Annotated in this window: 14 protein-coding genes; 9 read left to right on the top strand and 5 right to left on the bottom strand. The window is 67.9% G+C overall.

Going from position 1 to position 19,661, the window contains the following annotated elements:
- The first annotated feature begins 624 nt into the window (after positions 1-624).
- The 3 genes from ABDW59_RS07385 (at position 625) to ABDW59_RS07375 (ending at position 2,921) form a co-directional block, all read left to right on the top strand.
- Positions 625-1,170 carry a hypothetical protein gene (locus tag ABDW59_RS07385; RefSeq protein ID WP_343628945.1) on the top strand — a complete coding sequence of 182 codons (546 nt, stop codon included), beginning with the start codon at positions 625-627 and terminating at the stop codon, positions 1,168-1,170.
- 92 nt (positions 1,171-1,262) lie between these two features.
- Positions 1,263-2,465, top strand: a complete 1,203-nt coding sequence (locus ABDW59_RS07380) for an ATP-binding protein (protein WP_343628944.1) — start codon at positions 1,263-1,265, stop codon at positions 2,463-2,465.
- 84 nt (positions 2,466-2,549) lie between these two features.
- Positions 2,550-2,921, top strand: coding sequence for a VOC family protein (locus ABDW59_RS07375; protein ID WP_343628943.1), 372 nt, complete (start codon positions 2,550-2,552; stop codon positions 2,919-2,921).
- Between the two features lie 81 nt (positions 2,922-3,002).
- Here ABDW59_RS07375 and ABDW59_RS07370 read toward each other — a convergent pair whose 3' ends face one another.
- The 4 genes from ABDW59_RS07370 to ABDW59_RS07355 all read right to left on the bottom strand — a co-directional run bounded on the left by ABDW59_RS07370 (position 3,003) and on the right by ABDW59_RS07355 (position 10,000).
- Positions 3,003-4,136, bottom strand: a complete 1,134-nt coding sequence (locus ABDW59_RS07370) for a YbdK family carboxylate-amine ligase (protein WP_343628942.1) — start codon at positions 4,134-4,136, stop codon at positions 3,003-3,005.
- On the bottom strand, positions 4,133-5,371 hold the full coding sequence (locus tag ABDW59_RS07365) for a cation:proton antiporter (RefSeq protein ID WP_343628941.1): 1,239 nt from the start codon (positions 5,369-5,371) through the stop codon (positions 4,133-4,135). The genes ABDW59_RS07370 and ABDW59_RS07365 overlap by 4 nt, the downstream gene beginning before the upstream one ends.
- Positions 5,372-5,567: 196 nt before the next feature.
- On the bottom strand, positions 5,568-8,840 hold the full coding sequence (locus ABDW59_RS07360; RefSeq protein WP_343628940.1) for a two-component regulator propeller domain-containing protein: 3,273 nt from the start codon (positions 8,838-8,840) through the stop codon (positions 5,568-5,570).
- A 176-nt stretch (positions 8,841-9,016) separates the two neighbouring features.
- Entirely contained in the window at positions 9,017-10,000 is a 984-nt protein-coding gene (locus tag ABDW59_RS07355; protein WP_343628939.1) for an aldo/keto reductase, read from the bottom strand.
- Positions 10,001-10,192: 192 nt separating this feature from the next.
- Here ABDW59_RS07355 and ABDW59_RS07350 point away from each other — a divergent pair, with 192 nt between their 5' ends.
- The 3 genes from ABDW59_RS07350 to ABDW59_RS07340 all read left to right on the top strand — a co-directional run bounded on the left by ABDW59_RS07350 (position 10,193) and on the right by ABDW59_RS07340 (position 14,626).
- A complete protein-coding gene (locus tag ABDW59_RS07350; protein WP_343628938.1) occupies positions 10,193-11,986 on the top strand; it encodes an alkaline phosphatase D family protein in 1,794 nt (597 codons plus the stop codon).
- Positions 11,987-12,122: 136 nt separating this feature from the next.
- Positions 12,123-13,415 carry an FAD-dependent monooxygenase gene (locus tag ABDW59_RS07345; protein WP_343628937.1) on the top strand — a complete coding sequence of 431 codons (1,293 nt, stop codon included), beginning with the start codon at positions 12,123-12,125 and terminating at the stop codon, positions 13,413-13,415.
- Positions 13,415-14,626: an MFS transporter gene (locus ABDW59_RS07340; protein WP_343628936.1), complete on the top strand. Its 1,212-nt coding sequence runs from the start codon at positions 13,415-13,417 to the stop codon at positions 14,624-14,626. Before ABDW59_RS07345 ends, ABDW59_RS07340 begins: the two co-directional genes overlap by 1 nt.
- Before the next feature lie 154 nt (positions 14,627-14,780).
- Here the strand turns inward: ABDW59_RS07340 and ABDW59_RS07335 are convergent, their stop codons facing one another.
- The gene (locus ABDW59_RS07335; RefSeq protein WP_343628935.1) at positions 14,781-15,164 is read right to left on the bottom strand and encodes a hypothetical protein; all 384 of its coding nucleotides are present in this window, start codon (positions 15,162-15,164) and stop codon (positions 14,781-14,783) included.
- Positions 15,165-15,463: 299 nt separating this feature from the next.
- Between ABDW59_RS07335 and ABDW59_RS07330 the strand changes: the two genes are divergently transcribed.
- The 3 genes from ABDW59_RS07330 (at position 15,464) to ABDW59_RS07320 (ending at position 19,659) form a co-directional block, all read left to right on the top strand.
- Entirely contained in the window at positions 15,464-16,675 is a 1,212-nt protein-coding gene (locus ABDW59_RS07330; protein ID WP_343629119.1) for an ABC transporter substrate-binding protein, read from the top strand.
- Positions 16,676-16,775: 100 nt separating this feature from the next.
- Complete coding sequence (locus ABDW59_RS07325; RefSeq protein WP_343628934.1) at positions 16,776-17,651, top strand: branched-chain amino acid ABC transporter permease; 876 nt, start codon at positions 16,776-16,778, stop codon at positions 17,649-17,651.
- A gap of 79 nt (positions 17,652-17,730) precedes the next feature.
- Complete coding sequence (locus tag ABDW59_RS07320) at positions 17,731-19,659, top strand: ATP-binding cassette domain-containing protein (RefSeq protein WP_343629117.1); 1,929 nt, start codon at positions 17,731-17,733, stop codon at positions 19,657-19,659.
- Positions 19,660-19,661: the final 2 nt, after the last annotated feature.

The raw sequence follows: 19,661 nt of genomic DNA, 5'->3' as shown, positions 1-19,661 counted from the left end.
TGCGATCTCAAACGTCTGCGGTCTAGAAAGAGATACCCGCCTTTTGCACGTCTGCTTGCGCAGAACCCTGATCGAAACCAGGACGTGTGGCGGGTGTGTTGCGACGCAGTCTAGTGTCGCTGCGGGCGCAATTGCAAGGCCATGTTGACGCTGTCTGTCGATGGCAACACGGGGCCTGACAAGCCCTGACCCCTACACGATCCACGAGCCCACGAGCTCGACATGGCTTAGCGTTTCCTGACGATGTGGCGTGAGCGCCGCATCCTGCTGATCGCGATGACGATGAGGAAGGCTCATCGACTTCGTCTGCGATCAATTGAACAGAGGCGAATGCCGGAAAGGCTTCGCGCGCGAAGCACGCTGCTCGAGATGAGCTGGCGCGAGCCTGACAAGGCCTGACCCCTTGGAGGGAGTCGGCATCCCCCATCGTTCCCCTTCACGGGTGGGGCAGTACTTTGAGTCATAGATCGGCCGAGTGATCGGTTGCACGATGAACGCAGGTGCTTCAAACACACCGGGTTGCCGAGGACTCGTCCAGCAAACGACTCCATCGTCCGTGCATTCCGATCATGGGCGAGATGGGCCATTCCGCGAGGGTGGCCGCACGTTGGCAGCTCACGTGGTTTGAACATCTCGCCCACCTCCTCTTCGATCGATGGCATGTCGCCATTCGGCAAGCGGCGTGGTGGTTTCAATGTTCACTGGAGCCGTACGACCATGGGAACGATTCAACATCCGCATCACCGCGAAGCTCGCCGACCCCTTCGCGATCGCCGTCCGCTGGCGGGCTGCGACCTGCGCGCGCTGATCAATCTTCAACACGAGTGGGGCATGAGCGATCCGCTCGTCTTCGGCCTGCGCCTCGGCGCTGACGCCGTCTGCCTGCGCGCGGACGTGTCGGTGGCTTCGGCCATCGCCAATCTGCGCAACACGCTGGTGTCCGCCGCGGCGACGCTGTCGATGGTCGAGGACAACTGCATCGAGGGCGATCCCTCGCGTCATGTGGTCCATAGCGTGCGGCAGTCGCTGCGCGAGGGCCTCGGGATGCTCGGGATCATGGGGCGTGCCGTCGATGACGATGAGGCCCGCGATGCCGATCCCGGCGCGGTGGACTTCCGGCCCAAGGCGCCAGCGCCCCGCGCTAACGAAGGAGCGATCGTCGCCGTATGACCCCAACGTTTGAGATCGCAAATTGCGATCTCAAACCTCTATCTCTCGTCCCTCGTCCCTGTCCCCTTCTGATTCGATCTGGAGAAGTACTCGTGGAAATCTTTCATCGCACCTCGCTGGCGGAAGAGCTGGCAACCCACATCCTCGACGACGATCTGGCGCCCGCAAGCTCCGGGCTCTTCCTCGGTGCGCGACGCCGCATCGGCAAGTCGACCTTTCTTCAGCAGGACCTTTGCCCAGAGTTGCGACGGCGTGGCGCGGTGGTGATCTATGCCGATCTTTGGGACAACAGGGATCGTGATCCCGGCGACGTCATCATCGACGCCATTCGGGAAGAGCTTGCTCACCACGAAGGGGTGGTTCTGCGCTTTGCGCGCGCCGCTGGCATGGAGAAGGTCAGCGTCGGCGGGGTGAGCTTCACCATGGACCGGGTGGGGCTCGGCCGAGAAGTGTCTCTGTCGAAGGCCTTGGCCATGTTGTCCGACGAGTCGAAAAGAATGATCGTTCTGATCGTTGACGAGGCTCAGCATGCCTTGACCACGGAGAAGGGCAGCAACTCGCTCTATGCGCTCAAGGCCGCCCGCGATCGGTTGAACATGGGCCCTCACCACGGCCTGCGGATCGTGGCCACGGGCTCGAATCCCGACAAGCTCGCCGTGCTCGTGGAGTGGAAGGATCAGGCCTTCTTCTGCGCGCCGCTGAGGGAGTTCCCAGCGATGGGGGCTGACTATCTCCGCTGGTTGGTCGGCCGTGCGCCGACCTCCGCAGGCTTGAGCATCGAGTTCCTCGATGGTCTGTTCCAGCGATCCGGTTGCCGGCCGGAATGGATGCAGGACGGCCTGAGCTCGATCGCGTATCGCAACGACTGGACTGAGGCCGAGGCCAGGCGCGTTTTCGCGGATACCGTCGAGTCGCATGCCCAGATGTGGGTCAACAAGCTTTTAGGCATGGTGGGACTGCTCAGCCCTCTGCAATCGGCCGTGTTGCGTGTTCTCGCGGCGCAGGGCCAGCGCTTCGTTCCGTTCTGGACCCGGACGATGGAGACCTATCGATTGGTGATCGAGCTCGACGACGGCAATGAGGCGACCGAGCCGATCAACATTCAGACCGTGCAGGAGGCTCTGGAGACGCTCAGGAAGAAGGGCTTCCTTTGGTGCTCCGTGCATGGCGCCTACGCGCTCGAGGAATTCGGCATCAAGGAAGCGCTGGAGGAGGGGGGACTGCTGACCGAGTCCACCAAGCGCGTCACCCGCATGGGTCGTCATCCGGCCTTGAGCGCCGAGGCGATCGATTGAGGTGACACCCGCTCGACCGAGGGCTCGCGGCCCCTATGCTGCGAGCCTCGCGTCCTCGACAAGAGTCGACCTGAAAGGCAGCTGATGGGCAATCTCCGCGTCACCGAGCTTCGCGCATTCATCCCCGCGCTCGACTTCGAGCGCTCCAAGCAGTTCTATCAAGAGCTTGGTTTCACGATGGACTGGGAAGCGGGCGAGCTCGCGTACTTCCACTTCGACGGCCAGTGCTGCTTCCTGCTGCAGGACTTCAATCAGCCGGCGTTTGCGACCAACTTCATGATGCACATGGTCGTCGAGGATGTGGATGCGTGGCTTCAGCGGGTCCATGAGAGTGGCGTCGCCGAGAAGTACGACGTGCGCGTCGGCGCGATTGAATCGCAGCCGTGGGGCATGCGGGACTTCGTCCTATACGACCCGGCGGGCGTGCTGTGGCGGATCGGCGCGGACGAGGAATGACGGGGGCTCTCAACTCCCCGGATGCCACCGCATCCACCCCGCCAGCAGCCCGGCGGCCGCGACGGTCCACGCCCAGCGTGTTCAGCGCGACGCTGCCGGCCTTCCGGCCCAGCGCTCGCATTGCTGACGCACCAGCTCGTTGAGCAGCTGCTCCCGCTCCACCACGCCGCGCGCCCAGGTCGCGTCGTTGCCCTGCCAGCGCATCTCCTCGCGCACGTAGCGCAGGGCCGGCTCGGCCTTCAGCGCCACCGCGTGCGGCTCCAGCGCGTGCAGCGTGACGTTCAGGTCCTCGCGCAGACTGCGGTGCTCCCCCGTTTTGGGATCGACGAAGGTCCCGTCGAGGCCGAAGCGGCAGGCCTGGAAGCGATTGAAGGTGTAGGGCAGGTAGTCGTCCTCCGCCAGCGCGAAGGGGTGATCGTGCGAGATCCATCGCGCCAGGCACTGGATCAGCGCCGCCAGCGCCGACGCCTTCTCGATCGTCAGCGGCGTGTCCAGCACCCGCACCTCGATGGTCCCGTACTCCGGCTTGGGCCGGATGTCCCAGTAGAAGTCCTTCATGCTCTTCACGACGCCGGTGTGGGTCATCTTCTCGAAGAACACCAGGAAGTCGTCCCAGGTCAGCACGAAGGGCGCGCGACCCGACAGCGGGAACGCGAACACCGAGTTCAACCGCGCCGAGTGGAAGCCGGTGTCATTGCCCTGGACGTAGGGAGACGACGCCGACAACGCGATCAGATGCGGGATGAAGCGCGACAGCCCGTGCAGCAGCCTCAGCGCGTGATCCGGGCCTTCGCAGCCGATGTGCACATGCTGGCCGAAGATCGTGAACTGCTTGCTCAGGTAGCCGTAGAGCCCGGAGATCTCCTGGAAGCGCGGCTTGTCGAAGATGCGCTGCTTGCTCCAGTGCTGGTACGGGTGCGTGCCGCCGCCCGACAGCCCCAGGTTGAGCTTGTCGGCCTGCCGCACCAGCGCGTCGCGCGTGATGGTCAGCTGCTCCAGCACCTGCTCGTAGTTCGTGCACACGTTGGTGCAGAGCTCGATCATGCTGTCGGTGATCTCGGGCGTCACATCGCCGGGCACGGTCTCGCCGGCCATCAGGCGCAGCAGGTCCTTGGAGCCCGGCATCAGGTCGTAGTCGTTGCGGTTGACGATCTGGAGCTCCAGCTCCACCCCCATCGTCAGCGGCTTCGAAGTGGCAAAGGCTTCCAGACTCATCGCTTGGCCTCCGGTGCCGTTTCATGCGGTTGATGCTCGCCCGCAAGGCGCAAGCCCCATTGCACGGCGATCGGTCCGATCAGCTCCATCAGCGCGATCGTCGACAGGATGATGGGCGCCAGTTGCGCCGCGACGGCGGGGTGATGGGCCTGCATCTCGGAGAACAGCACCAGCATCGTTCCCGACACCGGACTCAGGCAGACCGCCAGCGCGATGCCTTGGCGCGCGTCGATGCCGCTGATGCGGGCGGTGCCCACCAGCGCCAGCGACTTGGCCAGCAGCCGCAGCAGCACCAGCGCGATCGCCAGCACCGCGCCCGAGGCCAGCGCCTGCAGCGTCCACGCGGAACCGACCGCGACGAACAGCATCAGCACCAGCACGCCGCCGGCCGTTCCGAAGTGGCGCGGCCAGACCCAGGGACGCTCGGTGGTGTTGCGCAGGATCATGCCGGCCAGCAGCGGCACCAGCAGCGTGGACAGGTTCAGCACGCGTGCCACGCTCAGCGCCACCAGCACCAGGCCCAGCAGCATCAGTACCGAGTTCTCGTTGCGCAGGTCCAGGCGGCGCATCAGCCAGGCGGTCAGACGCGCCAGCAGGAAGGCCACGATGATGGATCCGATGAACGCGTACAGCGGTTGCGCGACGGCCTCCAGCCAATCGCCCTTCGTGTCCAGCTGCAGCCAGCCCAGCAGCAGCTTGTGCGCGAGCACGCCATAGATCGTGTTGAGCGAGGCCATCGCCAGCATGCGCTCGCTGACTTGGCCGGCCGCGCGCAGCTCCGCGCCGACGCGGCCGATCACCGCGGCGCTGGCCGCGGTGGTCAGCACCGCGCAGCTGATCGCCAGCAGCGGGCTCACGCCCAGCAGCGTCAGGCCGTAGCCGACGGCGACGAAGCTCAGCGCCGTCTCCGCCGCGCTGGCGGCCAGCAGCGCCTTGTTGTGCCGCAGCCAGCGCAGGTTCACGCGCGAGCCCATCTCGAACAGCAGCAGCGCGAGCGCGAGGTCCACCACCAGCCGCAGCCGCGCATCCAACGCGCCATTGGCAAAGATGCCGTGGCCCATCGCGGCCAGCACCATGCCGATCACGCTGTAGCCGACGACGCGGGGCAGGCCCAGACGGCGGTTGACGAATTCGCCGAGCAGCCCGGCGGCCACCATCGTCAGCGAGGCCCAGAACAGCCAGTCGGGCCGCGGGGGCCAGGCGCTGAACTGCAGAAAGGTCGCAAGGTCGTTCATCAAAACGAAGCTTCTCCTCGGTTCGTGGACGGCGGGCCATTCTAGGCCGCGGGTCCTTCGGGTTTTGTGCGGATGCCGATCGGGCGTCAAGGGCCCGCAAGGGCCCTCGTCGACCTCGAACAGACCCGTCGGCAGTCTTTACCGATCCAGCCACGCGCATGGCAATCGGCGATACCGAAGAGCGTGAAAATGCGGGTCAGTCCTTGCCGTCGGACTCGGCGTCCGACAGCGAGGCGGAGCGCACGAGGGTCAGCTCGCCGCCGGCCAGCCAGTCGGCGAGCGGTTCGCCCGCATGGCGGCGCAGTTCGAGCTCGTCGCCGGACGGTGCTTCCACCACGCCCTGCCAGCCGTTGCGTCCGCCGCGCTTGACCGCGTACAGCGCCTCGTCGGCCAGGCCGACCACGGTGGCCCAGTCCAGCGCGCGCGGATGAGCGGGAGATAGCGGGAAGGCCGCGAAGCCGACCGAGCAGGTGACCTCGATGCGACGTCCGTCGCCCAGGTCGAAGGGCCGGTCGCTGAAGCGCGCGCGGGCGCGCTCGGCCAGCTCGGCCGCATGGCGGCGCGAGGTGTCCCGCGCCACGATCAGGAATTCCTCGCCGCCCCAGCGCACCAGGTAGTCGGCCTCGCGGAAGACGTCGGCCAGACGCTCGCGCATCTGCGACAGCACCGCGTCGCCGGCGGCGTGGCCGAGCCGGTCGTTCAGCGCCTTGAAGTGGTCCAGGTCGAGCAGGAAGAAGATCAGATCCGCGTCGTCCGGCAGCGGCGCGCCGGTGTTGCGCGCCTGCTCGTGGCGGCGCACGGCCAGCGCCACGTCGGCGTCGATGTGCTGGGTCACGAAGCGCCGGTTGCGCAGCCCGGTCAGCGGATCCGACAGGCTGGACTCCTCCAGCGCCGCGGTCTTCACACGCAGGTCGGCGGAGACGCGTTCCAGCTCCGCCGTCCGGGAGCGGACCTTGAGCTCCAGCGCCAGTTGCGAGCGCCGCAGATACGAGGTCCGCATGGCCACCAGCAGATAGACCATCCCGATGACTACCGCGCCGCCCAGCATGCGTGCCCACCAGGTCTGCCACCAGTCGGGCATCACCTGCACCGGGATGCTCAGCTCCAGCGGGCTCCACACGCCGTTGCGGTTGGTACCGCGCACCCGCAGCACGTAGCGGCCCGGATCGAGGTTGGTGTAGCCGGCCACCCGCAGATTCGCGTCCGTGCTGACCCACACCGGATCGAAGCCCTCGAGGCGGTAGGCGTAGCGGTTGCGGCCGGGCTCGCTGTAATCCAGGGCGGCGAATTCGACGCTGAAGCTGCGGTTGTTGGCGGCCAGGGTCAGCCCCTCCTGCGGCAGCCGGCCCGCGGCCAGACGCTGTCCGTCCACGCGCAGCTCCGACACCGCCAGCGGCGGCTGATAGGCCCAGGGCTCGAAGCGCTCCGGCGCGACCACCAGCACGCCCTTGCTGCCGCCGAACAGCAGCCGGCCGTCTCGCATCTTCAGGTAGGCCCGGAACCAGCCGGTGCCGATGTCGACGCCGTCCGCATTGGTCAGCTCGTAATAGCTGTCGCGCGCCGGGTCGTAGACGAAGTCCTGCGTCCAGATGCGGCCGTCGCCGTCCTCCAGCAGGTTGGCGCCGAAGGCGCGGCCGATCACGCCGTGGCGCTCGCTGATGCGCTCGAACTCGGCTTCCTTGCCGTCCCATGCCGTCAGCCGATGCAGGCCCGAGGCGGTGTCTATCCACAGTCGCTGCTTGGAGTCCACCAGCAGACCGACGATGGAGTGATGGCTCATGTCCTTGCCCGGACGCGCTCGGGCCGCGATCAGCTCCTTCGCGCCGGGGTCCAGCCGGTACAAGCCCTTCTCGGTGCCGATCCACAGGCCGCCGTCCGCGGTCTCGGAGATCGCGTTCACATCGCCGGTCAGCGCGACGCCGCCGCGCTGCGTGAGCCGCTCGGGCTGCGCCGCGTCGGGCGCCAGCTTGTAGACGCCGTCCTGCGTGCCGATCCACAGCGTGCCGTCGCGGCCCGCGAGCAGCCGCCGCGCACGTCCGGCGCCGGCCTGGATCACGCGCAGCAGATGGCGGTCGCGGGTGTATTGATGAAGACCGCCGTCGCTGCCCAGCCAGACGGTGCCGTCCTTCATCTGGACCAGGCTGGAGATGCGTCCGCCCGAGAGTCCGCCGCGCTGGCCCGGCGCGGGCCGCAGCACGGCGACGGACTGCAGGCGCTCGTCGAGCACGGTGACGCCGCTCTCGTTGCTGCCCAGCCAGATCTCGCCGGTGTCCAGCTGGACCATCGCGCGGGTGCTGGGGTCGATCAGTTGCGGCTGCGTGCCCGGATCGCGGCCGCGGATCCAGGTGCTGGTGTTGGTCGGGTCGTGACGCTGCAGGCCGCCGCCGTAGCCGCCGGTCCAGATCCAGCCGGCGCGGTCGCGCAGCAGCGCGCGCACCTCGTTGCCGCCCAGGCTGGAGCGATTCAGCGGGTCGTGCTTCATCGCGCGCAGCAGCTCGCCGTCGGCGACGCGGCGCAGCTCCACGCCGCCGTTGCGGCCCAGCCAGAGGTGCTCCTTGTCCAGCGCGACGAAGCTGTTCACCGAGCCGCTGCGCGCATCCTGCGCGCGCTCGACGAAGCGGCCCGCGCCGGTCTTGGGATCGATGATGGCGACGTCGCCCTGCTGCGTGCCGGCCCAGATGCGGCCGTCGGGTGCCTCGAACAGACTGAGCACGATGCGGCCGGCGAGGCCGGGCTCGCCCGGCGTGGAGAACACCGGCTCGAAGCGGTCCGAGCCGGCGCGCTTGCGGGACAGGCCTTGCCAGGTGCCGGCCCAGAGCGTGCCCTCGTGGTCGACGACCAGCGCCTGCACCCGGTCATCGGGCAGGCTGCCGGGCTGGGCGCCGTGGCGGAAATGCTGGAAGCGGCCGTCGGCCGGGTCGTAGCGGTCCAGACCGTGGCCGATGGTGCCGATCCAGAGCTTGCCTTCGAGATCCTCGGCCAGCGCGCGGATGGTGCCGGCGGCGACCGCGCCGCGCGGCTGCTGCGGGCTGGCGTCGGAGCGGAAGAGGGACAGTTTCTCGCTGGCCGGGTCGTAGGCGGCGAGGCCGTCGGCCTCGGTGCCGATCCAGAGGCGGCCGTCGCGGGCCACCAGCAGGCAGCGGATGAAGCCCAGGCTGCGGGCGGAGCGCACGCCGTTCTCCAGCGGCGCGCCGGGAAGGCGGAAGTGGTAGCCGTCGAAGCGCACCAGGCCGGCGCCGGTGCCGATCCACAGGAAGCCGGCGCGGTCTTGCGCGAGCGCGGAGATCACGTTGAGCGGGACGGGGGCGTCGATGCCGATGGTGTCGAAGCGGGGCTCGGCCAGCGCCTGGGCGGCGCGGGCGGCTTCGTCGGACAGGGGCGCGCCAAGGCTCCGCGTCGCGGGTGCCAGGGTCAGCGCGACGACGGCGCACAGGACAGGCAGCAGGGAAACAGCACGTCGTCGCAGCATCGCGGCGCATGCTAGCCCGCCGTGTCCCCGATTTGCAGCGCGGGCGCGACAGGCGAGCCCCTTTGATCGGGGGCTTGGGGGGCGGTCTGCGGATAAACCCGTAGGGGCGCTCGAAGACCCTCTCCCCTACCCTCTCCCGCAAGCGGGCGAGGGGGCATCTGGCCCACCCGCGCCGCTCACTTCGCCAACGGCCGCGTGATCTCGTCGATCCGCTTGACGATCTCCGGCGTCAGCTTCGGCGTCACCGCCAGCGCGCCCAGGTTGTCCTGCAGCTGCGCCAGCTTGCTCGCCCCCAGGATCACCGTGGAGACGCGCGGATTCCGGTTGATCCACGCGATCGCCAGCTGCGCCAGCGTGCAGCCCAGCTCCTTCGCGATGGCGTCCAGCTGCCCCACCGCCGCATTGCGCTGCGGATCCTGCAGCTGCTCGCGCATCCAGGCCATGCTCTCCAGCGCGCCGCGGCTGCCTTCCGGGATCCCGTCCCGGTACTTCCCCGTCAACAGACCCGAGGCCAGCGGGCTCCAGGTGGTCAAACCCAGGCCCGTCTCGTCATACAGCCGGGCGTACTCCTGCTCCACGCGCTGGCGGTGGAAGAGGTGGTACTGCGGCTGCTCCATCACCGGCTTGTGCAGGTGATGCCGCTCGGCGATCTCCCAAGCGGCGCGGATATCGGCGGCGCTCCACTCGCTGGTGCCCCAGTACAGCGCCTTGCCCTGCGAAATGATGTCGCTCATCGCGCGCACGGTCTCCTCGATCGGCGTGTGAGGATCGGGACGGTGGCAGTAGATCAGGTCGATGAAGTCCAGCTGCATGCGCTGCAGCGAGCCGTCGATCGCCTGCATCAGGTACTTGCGATTCAGCGTGTCCTTGCGATTGGCGGTGGTGTTGCTCTCCCGGCTCAGGCCCCAGAAGAACTTGGTCGAGACGATGTAGTCCAGCCGGTTCCACTTCAGCGCCTTGAAGGCCTGACCCATCACCACTTCGCTCTCGCCCTGCGCGTAGACCTCGGCGTTGTCGAAGAAGTTGACGCCGGCGTCGAAGGCCGCGGCCAGCATCTCGGTGGCGGACTTGGTGTCGACCTGGTTGTGATACGTGACCCACGACCCCAGGGACAGCTCGGACACTTGCAGGCCGCTGCGGCCCAGTCGACGGTATTGCATTCGCTTCTCCTCGTTGAGGCGCGCAGCGTAGCCGAGCAGGCGGGGGACTGTCAGTCGGCACGCGGAATGCCCCCGCGAAGGCTGTCGTCGTGATGTCACCGTGACGACGAACACTGGCCGGCGCACGCGCCACTGCGCGCGGTTCACGTGTCACCCGACGCAGCAAGCCTGATCGCACGCCACGAACTCGCCATGACAGCCATGACCAAGAAGCCCCTGCACAACCTGCTCAAGAAGGACGAGGACGCCGTCGGCGCATCGCCTTCCTCGTCCGAAGCCATCGACCACACCCGGCGCCATCTGGTACGCGGTGCGCTGGCCGCCGGTGCGCTCGCCGGTCTGCCGCTGGCGGGCTGCGGCGGCAGCGACGACGACGCGCCGCAGGTCGCCGTCGTGTTCAGCCACGGCGTGGCCAGCGGCGATCCGCTGAGCGACCGCGTCATCCTGTGGACCCGCGTGCTGGCGCAGGACGGCGCCGACACCCGCGACGTTCCGCTGCGCTGGGAAGTCGCCAGCGACGCCAACTTCGCCGCCATCGTCTCGAGCGGGAACGCGACCGCGCGCGCCGCGAGCGACTTCTGCGTCAAGGTCGACGCCGCCGGTCTGCAGCCGGGCACGCGCTATTGGTATCGCTTCAAGGCCTATGCCGCGACCTCGACCGCGGGCCGCACCAGGACGCTGCCGACGGGCAGCGTGTCGCAGGTGAAGCTGGCGGTGTTCTCCTGCTCCAACTATCCGACCGGCTACTTCAACGTCTACGCCGAGGCCGCCAAGCGCGCCGAGTCCGACGGCTACGACGTGGCGGTGCACCTGGGCGACTACATCTACGAGTACGGTCCCGGGCAGTACGCCAGCGGCAACGCGTCGGCGCTGAACCGCGTGGTCGATCCTCAGAAGGAGATCGTGGCCCTGGCCGACTACCGGCGACGCTATGCGCAGTACCGCTCGGATGCGGATCTTCAGAAGCTCCATGCGCTGGTGCCGATGATCGCGGTCTGGGACGACCACGAGATCGCCAACGACACCTGGAAGGACGGCGCGCAGAACCATCAGCCGGCGACAGAGGGCGACTTCGCCGCGCGCAAGGCGGCGGCGGTGCAGGTCTGGCATGAATGGCTGCCGGTGCGGGACGGCAGCGATGCGCTGATCACCTATCGCAGCTTCAACTTCGGCTCGCTGCTGGCGCTGCACATGCTGGACACGCGGGTGATCGCGCGGGACAAGCAGCTGGACTATCAGGATTACTTCACCGCGACCGGCTTGGATGCCGCGAAGTTCCAGGCGGACATGGCGCGGACGGATCGGACGCTGCTGGGCGCGACGCAGGCGCAGTGGCTGCAGACGCAGATGCAGACCTCGACGGCGACCTGGCAGGTGCTGGGGCAGCAGGTGCTGATGGGGCGCATGAACATCCCGGCGCCCATCCTGATGGAGGTGAACGTGCCGGGCAGCGGGGTGACGGTGTCGCAGTACGCGGCGATCGTGGCGAAGCGGCAGACGAATCCGGCCGGACTGACGGCGCAGGAGCGGGCGGTGCTGGCGGCGCCTAGCATTCCCTACAACCTGGATGCGTGGGATGGGTATGCGGCGGCGCGCGAGACGCTGCTGGGGACGGCGCGGCAGTTGGACAAGAACCTGGTGGTGCTGGCGGGGGATACGCACAACGCGTGGGCGAATGATCTGGCGGATGCGGCGGGGAATGCGGTGGGGGTGGAGTTCGCGACCTCGTCGGTGAGTTCGCCGGGGTTTGAGGAATACCTGCCGACGGAGAACCCGCAGCAGCTGGCGGGCGCGTTGACGCAGTTGATCGGGCCGCTGGTGTATGCGGACACGTCGAGGCGGGGGTATGTGGTGGTGACGGCCACCGCGGCGGAGTGCCGGTGCGATTGGGTGTTTGTCAGCACCATCTTGAGCCGGGACTACACGGCCACGGTGGCGCAGTCGTTGAGGACCTTGCCGGGGCAGAGGAGGCTCGTGGGGGTTTGAACGGCAGCGGGAGAGGGGCTTCCATGCGCGGCGCATGAGGTTCGCACGCTCGCCCCGCTCCCGAAACCGCCGGCGCTATAGTCCCCCGCAGCCGGCCGCCTGACGCGACCGACACCAGCTTTCCCGGGTCGACGTCATGTCCCAAGCTCACGATTCCGGTCCGCTCGCCGGGCACTCCCACGCCGCGACCGACCAGCCTTCTCTTTCCGCGCCGGTCTTCGACCCCGCCGCGCCCGCGCTCCGCCTGGCCGTCATCGGCGCCGGCCCGGCCGGCCTGGCGCTGGCGCTGCTCGCCGCGCGCTACCTGCCGCAAGCCCAGATCAGCCTCTTCGACGCCCGCCCCATCGAGCGCGACGTCTCCGGCGACCCGCGCACCCTGGCGCTCTCCCTGGGCAGCGTGCAGCTGCTCCAACGCCTGCGCGTCTGGCCCGCCGCCCAAGCCCAAGCCATCCGCGAGGTCCACGTCAGCCAAGCCCCCCCGACGCTCTCCGGCGCCTGGTTCGGCGACGCCGGCGAGCCCGAGGTCAGCATCTCCGCCGCCGAGCAACGCGTCCCGCAACTCGGCGCGGTGCTCGCCTACGGCCAACTCGTCGCGCCGCTCCAAGCCGCCTGGCAGCAAGCCTGCGCGCGCGAGCCCAGGCGCTTGATCAGCCGCTTCGGCCAACCGGTCGACGGCATCAAGCAGGACCGCCCCGACGAGATCGAGATCGACGCCGGCATCGCCGAGCGCTACGACCTCGCGGTGGTCGCCGAAGGCGGCGTGTTCTCCGACCAGGCCCGCAAGGCGGTCACCCACGATTACAAGCAGAACGCCTGGGTGGGCACGGTGACGCTGTCGCCCGGCAGCGCGGCCGGCGTCGCCTACGAGCGCTTCACCCGCCGCGGTCCGCTGGCCCTGCTGCCGCTGCCCGATCGCGACGGTCAGCGCCGCGCCGCGCTGGTCTGGTGCCAGCCGCAGGACGAGGACGAAGTCGCCGAGCTCGACGACGCGCAGCGCCTCGCCGTGATCCAGCACCACCTGCCGGCGCGCGTCGGCAAGCTGGAGGCGATCTCCCCGCTCAAGTGCTTCACGCTGGGCCTGAACGCCGAGCGCACCCTGGTCGAAGGCCGGCGCATCCGCATCGGCAATGCGGCGCAGACGCTGCATCCGGTGGCCGGGCAGGGCCTGAACCTGGGCCTGCGCGACGCCTTCGCGCTGGTGGACGCGCTGCGACGCGATCCGCGGGTCGACGCCGCCTTGCGACGCGTCGAATGGCAGCGCGCGCCGGACCGCTGGACCACCATCGTCACTACCGACTTCCTGGCCCGCACCTTCGCCTGGCGCTGGCCGGGCCTGCCGGCCGCGCGCGGCCTGGGCCTGGCGGCGCTGCAGGCGCTGCCGCCGCTCAAGCGCGCGCTGGCGGGGCAGATGATGTTCGGCCGACGCTGATGTCCGCGTCCCCGTCGGACCACGCCCGGCCGGGCACGCCGGCCTATCGGCGCATCACCTTCGCGCTCTTCCTCGCCGGCTTCACGACCTTCTCGCTGCTCTACAGCGTGCAGCCGCTGCTGCCGCTCTTCGCCGCCGAGTTCCACGTCGGCGCCGCCGCGAGCGCGCTGTCGCTGTCCCTGGCCACCGGCGCGCTCGCCTTCGCGATCCTCTGCGCGGGCGCGCTGTCCGAGAGCATGGACCGGCGCCGCCTGATGTTCGGCTCCATGCTGATGGCGGCGCTGCTGAACCTGATCGCCTCGGTCGTGCCCAGCTGGCACGCGATGCTGATCGCGCGCGCGGTCGAGGGCCTCGTCCTGGGCGGCGTCCCAGCGGTCGCGATGGCTTATCTGGCCGAGGAGATCGACGCCGGCGGCCTGGGCCGCGCGATGGGGCAGTACGTCGGCGGCACGGCCTTCGGCGGGATGATGGGCCGCGTCGGCGTGAGCCTGCTCAGCGACCACTTCGGATGGCGTCCCGCGCTGTTCGTCGTCAGCGTGATCGGGCTGGCGGCGGCGATCGGCTTCTGGTTCCTGCTCCCGCCGTCCAAGCACTTCGTGCGGCGCAGCGGGGTGAAGCTGTCGGAGCATGTGGCGGCCTGGCGCGGCCATCTGACGCATCGCTCGCTGCCGCTGCTGTTCGCGATGGGCTTTCTGATGATGGGCATGTTCGTCGCGGTCTACAACTACGCCGGCTTCCGGCTGATGCGGCCGCCGTTCTCGCTCAGCCAGAGCGCCATCGGACTGATCTTCTGCGCCTACCTCTTCGGCATCGCGGCCTCGACGGCGGCGGGCACGCTGTCGGACCGCTTCGGCCGCGCGCCGGCGCTGCTCACGGGCATCGCGCTGGCGATCACTGGTGTGCTGCTCAGCCTGTCGACCTGGCTGCCGGCGGTGATCCTGGGCATCGTGCTGCTGACGATCGGCTTCTTCGTCGCGCACTCGGTGAGCAGCGCCTGGGTCGGCGCGCTGGGCGGGCGCAGCAAAGGGCATGCGGCCTCGCTGTACCTGCTGGCGTATTACATCGGCTCCAGCACGCTGGGCGCGATGGGCGGCTGGTTCTGGGACCACAGCGGATGGGGCGCGCTGGCCGGCTATGCGCTGGCGCTGCTGGCGGTTGCGGCTGCGGCGGCGTGGACGCTGCGGGCGCGCACGACGAGCGCATCAGCCTAAGGTTTGGCTCAACCGGAGTTGAAGGCGAGGCGGATATGTCTGACGTCGAGCCAAAGAAAACGTATTACGAGATAACGGCTTAGCGCCATCTCAACAGAAAACTACAGTTGATTTTTGGTTCACGCGACTCCGATTCGGCCGGATTTGAGCCAAATCAGGGCAAGCTGTACCGCGTGCCCTTTCGCTGCCCAGAGGAAACGATCCGTCCATCTTGCACGAGCTGAGAAACGCTGCGCCGAATTCGAGAGCGTGGAATCTCCAGACCAACGCGCCCATGAATCTCGCCGATCGCTGATGCTGGATAGCGTTGAATGTCCTCTAGAAGCAGGGCCAGCAGGCGATGAGGTTCTATACGCTGCAGCGTCGTTGCGCCGACGAAGCTCAGGCTGCGCAGCGTTCCTGGGTCGACGTAGTAGCGCACCGCCTGTGTCCGCCCCGAGCTTTGAACGAGGTCGATGGCAAGCAGACGTTTGATCCAGATCTGCAAGGCCTCAACGGACTCGAGTTCTAGCGCGCGCATCAGCTCTCGAGCGGTCATGCCGTCATGCTGAGCAAGTAGAGCCAATGCAATTTGAGCCAGCCAGTCTAGCCACCCGAAGAGGGCTCTCGAATGAGCGCCTCGCCCCGTCCACCTACCTGACACCAGGCTGAATACGCCGCTCGGGGTTTCCGAGTACGTAGTCGCATGCGTGCATTTCCCGGTGCTTGATGCACCATGTTCCGAGAAGGCTGACGCCGGGCGTCCGGCTGTTTGTTGTACCGACGCTCTCGGGTTGGCTTCCGACCCCCACGTGACCAAGATCTACGGAGACAAACATGAAGTTCAGCGCGCGTTGGATGACCGCTTCCGTACTGGCCGCCGCCAGCCTTTCCGCCCTCGCGGCCGACCCGATCAAGATCGGCGTCGCCGGCCCCTTCACCGGCGGCTCCTCCTCCATGGGCGTCAGCATGCGTGACGGCGTGCGATTGGCGACCGAGGAAATCAACAAGAGCGGCGGGGTCTTGGGCCGCCAGATCCAGCTCGTCGAACGCGACGACGAGGCCAAGAACGAACGCGGCGTCCAGATCGCCCAGGAGATGATCAACCGCGAGAAGGTCGTCGCCACCGTCGGCTTCATCAACACCGGCGTCGCCCTCGCGGCCCAGCGCTTCTATCAGGACGCCAAGATCCCGGTGATGAACAACGTGGCCACCGGCTCCGTCATCACCCAGCAGTTCAAGGACCAGCCCGACAACTACGTCTTCCGTAACGCCGCCCACGACTCCATCCAGGCGCCGATGATCGTCGAGGAAGCCATCACCCGCCGCGGCTTCAAGAAGGTCGCGATTCTCGCGGACTCCACCAACTACGGCCAACTCGGCCGCCAGGATCTGGAGAAGGCGCTGGAGCTCAAGGGCATCAAGCCGGTCGCCGTCGAGAAGTTCAACATCAAGGACGTCGACATGACGGCCCAGCTGCTCAAGGCCAAGGAGGCCGGCGCCGAGGCCATCCTGACCTACGGCATCGGCCCTGAACTCGCGCAGATCGCCAACGGCATGACCAAGCTGGGATGGAAGGTCCCCATGGTCGGCAGTTGGACGCTGTCCATGGCCAACTACATCGACAACGCCGGCCCCGGCGGCGAGGGCGCGCGCATGCCGCAGACCTTCATCCAGGAGCCGACCACGCCCAAGCGCCAGTCTTTCATCGTCAACTACCTGAAGACCTTCAACCCGAAGAACAGCCGCATCGACTCCCCGGTGTCGGCCGCGCAGGGCTATGACTCGATCTACCTACTGGCCGCCGCGATCAAGCAGGCCGGCAGCACCGACGGCCCCAAGATCAAGGCCGCGCTCGAGGACCTGAAGGCGCCGGTGGACGGCGTGGTCACCACCTACAACAAGCCCTTCTCCAAGACCGACCACGAGGCCATCACCGCCAACATCCCGGTGTTCGGCGAGGTCAAGGGCCAGCGCGTGGTCTACGCCTATCCGGAGGACTTCAAGAAGGCCTCCGAGGTGCGCGTCAAGGACGTCAACGCCAAGGGCGCCCTGACCCAGAAGAAGTGACCCCGGAAACGGCCGCCGCGAGCGGCCGTTTTTTCGGACGTCTTTCCGGGCGCCGCCGCGGTGGCGGCGCCTCCTCTCCCTCCAGCAGTACCGGATTCGTATGCAGATCCTGACCCAACTGGTGTTCAGCGGCATTGCGCTCGGCATGATCTACGCGGTCATCGCCTTCGGCTACCAGCTGACCTTCTCGACCTCCGACACCCTGAACTTCGGCCAGGGCGACGCGCTGATGCTGGGCGCCTTGGTGGGCCTGACCCTCGTCGGACACGGCGTCAACTACTGGCTCATGGTCCCGCTGGTGTGCCTGTTCGGCGCGCTGCAGGGCGCCTTCGTCGAGCGCATCGGCGTGCGGCCCGCCATCAAGATCAAGTCGGAGTTCGGCTGGATCATGTCCACCATCGCGCTGGGCATCATCTTCAAGAACGTGGCCGAGAACGTCTGGGGCCGCGACGACCTGAAGTTCCCTTCCCCGCTGCCGGAAGCCCCGATCAAGTTCCTCGGCGCCAACGTGCTGCCGATGGAGATCCTCGTGGTCGTCGGCGCGCTGCTGATGATGCTGGCGGTGGAGCTGTTCAACCGGCGCTCGATCTACGGGCGCGCGGTCGTCGCGACCTTCAACGACCGCGACGCCGCCAAGCTCATGGGCATCAACACCGGGATGGTGATCACCTTCTCCTACGCGCTGTCCTCGCTGACCGCGGCCTTCGCCGGCGTGCTGATCGCGCCGCTCACGCTCACGGGAGCGACCATGGGCGCGGTGCTGGGCTTGAAGGCTTTCGCCGTGGCCATCATCGGCGGGCTGACCTCGGGCATGGGCATCATCGTCGGCGGGATCATCCTGGGCATCGCCGAGACCACCACCGGCTTCTATCTCTCCACCGGCTACAAGGACGTGCCGGGCCTGGTGCTGCTGCTGATCGTGCTGGCGCTCAAGCCGGCCGGCCTGTTCGGCAAGACCGCGATCAAGAAGGTCTGACGACATGAGCACCACGTCCTCCAACTCCTCCTCGTCGTCGTCCACGGCCACCGCGAGCCCGATCGCCGCGCGTCCCCGCATCGATCCGAAGAAGGCGGTCGGCGCGATCCTCGCGGTGATCGCGCTGTTCGCCTTCCCGCTGGTCTCCGGCAACCCGTATTACATCCACCTGGTCGAGACCATCATGATCTACGCGATCGTGCTGTTCGGCCTGGACATCGTGGTGGGCTACACCGGGCAGGTGTCGCTGGGCCATGCGGGTCTGTTCGGCATCGGCGCCTACACGGCCGGCGTGCTGATCACCAAGTTCAACCTCTGGGTGCTGGTGACGCTGCCCGTCGCGGTGGGCGTCACCGCGGGTTTCGGCGCGCTGCTGGCGCTGCCGGCGCTGCGCGTGACCGGCCCGTATCTGGCGATGGTGACCCTGGCCTTCGGCACCATCATCCAGATCCTGATCAACGAGATGGACTTCCTGACCAACGGGCCCATGGGCATCACGCTCACCAAGCCCAAGCTGCTCGGTCACCAACTCGACGAGACCGAGTTCTACTGGCTGGTCGCCGTGCTGCTGATCGCGTCGCTGGTCTTCGTGCACCGGGTCTTGCGATCCCACCTGGGCCGGGCCTTCGAGGCGCTGCGCGGCAGTCCGGTGGCCTCGGACTGCATGGGCGTCTCGGTCTACCGCTACAAGGTCTACGCCTTCGTGATCAGCGCCGGACTGGCGGGGCTGGCCGGCGCGCTGTACGCCTACTCGGAGCAGTACATCTCGCCCAACACCTACAACTTCGAGCTCACGGTGATGTTCCTGCTGGCCATCATCATGGGCGGCCGCAAGACCCGCACCGGCGCGCTGCTGGGCGCCGCGATCATCGTGCTGCTGCCCAAGCTGCTCGACGACCTGCAGCTGTTCCGCTACGTGTCGGTGGCCTTCGCGGTGCTGGTGACGGTGGTGACGGTGATCGCGCTGCGGCGCGGCAAGATCGGCGCGACGCAGGCGGCGATTCCGGTGATCGGCAGCATCGCGCTGGCGGGGCTGTCCTTCGTGCTGCAGACCATGACCGACTGGCGGCTGTCCATCTTCGGGCTGATCACGCTCTTCGTCGTGTACTACCTGCAGGACGGCATCGTGGGCTTCGTGCGCGGCGCGCTGCACCTCAAGGCCAAGCCCGTGGGCGAGGGCGGCCCGGTGAGCCGCAAGCCCGCCGACGCGATTGCCGAGGCGGACGCGGGCCGCGGCTCGGCCGAGGTGCTGATCGACGCGCGCGGCGTCCTGATGCAGTTCGGCGGCCTGAAAGCGCTGAACAACGTCGACCTGCAGGTGCGGCGCGGCACGGTGCACGGCCTGATCGGGCCGAACGGCTCAGGCAAGAGCACGATGATGAACGTGCTCACCGGCATCTACGTGCCGACCGCGGGCGATCTGAAATTCGGCGCGCGCTCGCTGGTGGGGCGCACGTCCTCGGACATCGCGTTGTCGGGCATCGCGCGGACCTTCCAGAACGTGCAGCTCTTCGGCGAGATGAGCGCGCTGCACAACGTGATGGTGGCGCTGCATCACAGCTTCGGCGCGAATCTGCTGCAGGTGGCGCTGCACTCGCCGCGCTACAACGCGGAGGACGCCAAGGCCCGCGCCCGCGCGCTGAGCCTGCTGGAGTTCGTCGGCCTGGCCGACCTGGCCTTCGAGGAGGCGCGCAACCTGCCGTACGGCAAGCAGCGGCTGCTCGAGATCGCGCGCGCGTTGGCGCTGGATCCGCAGCTGCTGCTGCTGGACGAGCCGGCGGCGGGGCTGACCGCGCCCGACATCAAGGAGCTGATGCGCATCATCGGCAAGATCCGCGACCACGGCGTCACGGTGATCCTGATCGAGCACCACATGGACGTGGTGATGGGCATCTGCGACACGGTGTCGGTGCTGGACTTCGGCCAGAAGATCGCCGAGGGCAAGCCGGCGCAGGTGCAGGCCGATCCCAAGGTGATCGAGGCCTACCTCGGCGGCCAGGCGGGTTGAGG

Source organism: Roseateles sp. (assembly GCF_039595295.1).
GTDB lineage: Bacteria > Pseudomonadota > Gammaproteobacteria > Burkholderiales > Burkholderiaceae_C > Roseateles.
The sequence above is the reverse complement of the archived record's forward strand: the minus strand, read 5'-3'. Positions and strand labels throughout refer to the sequence as shown.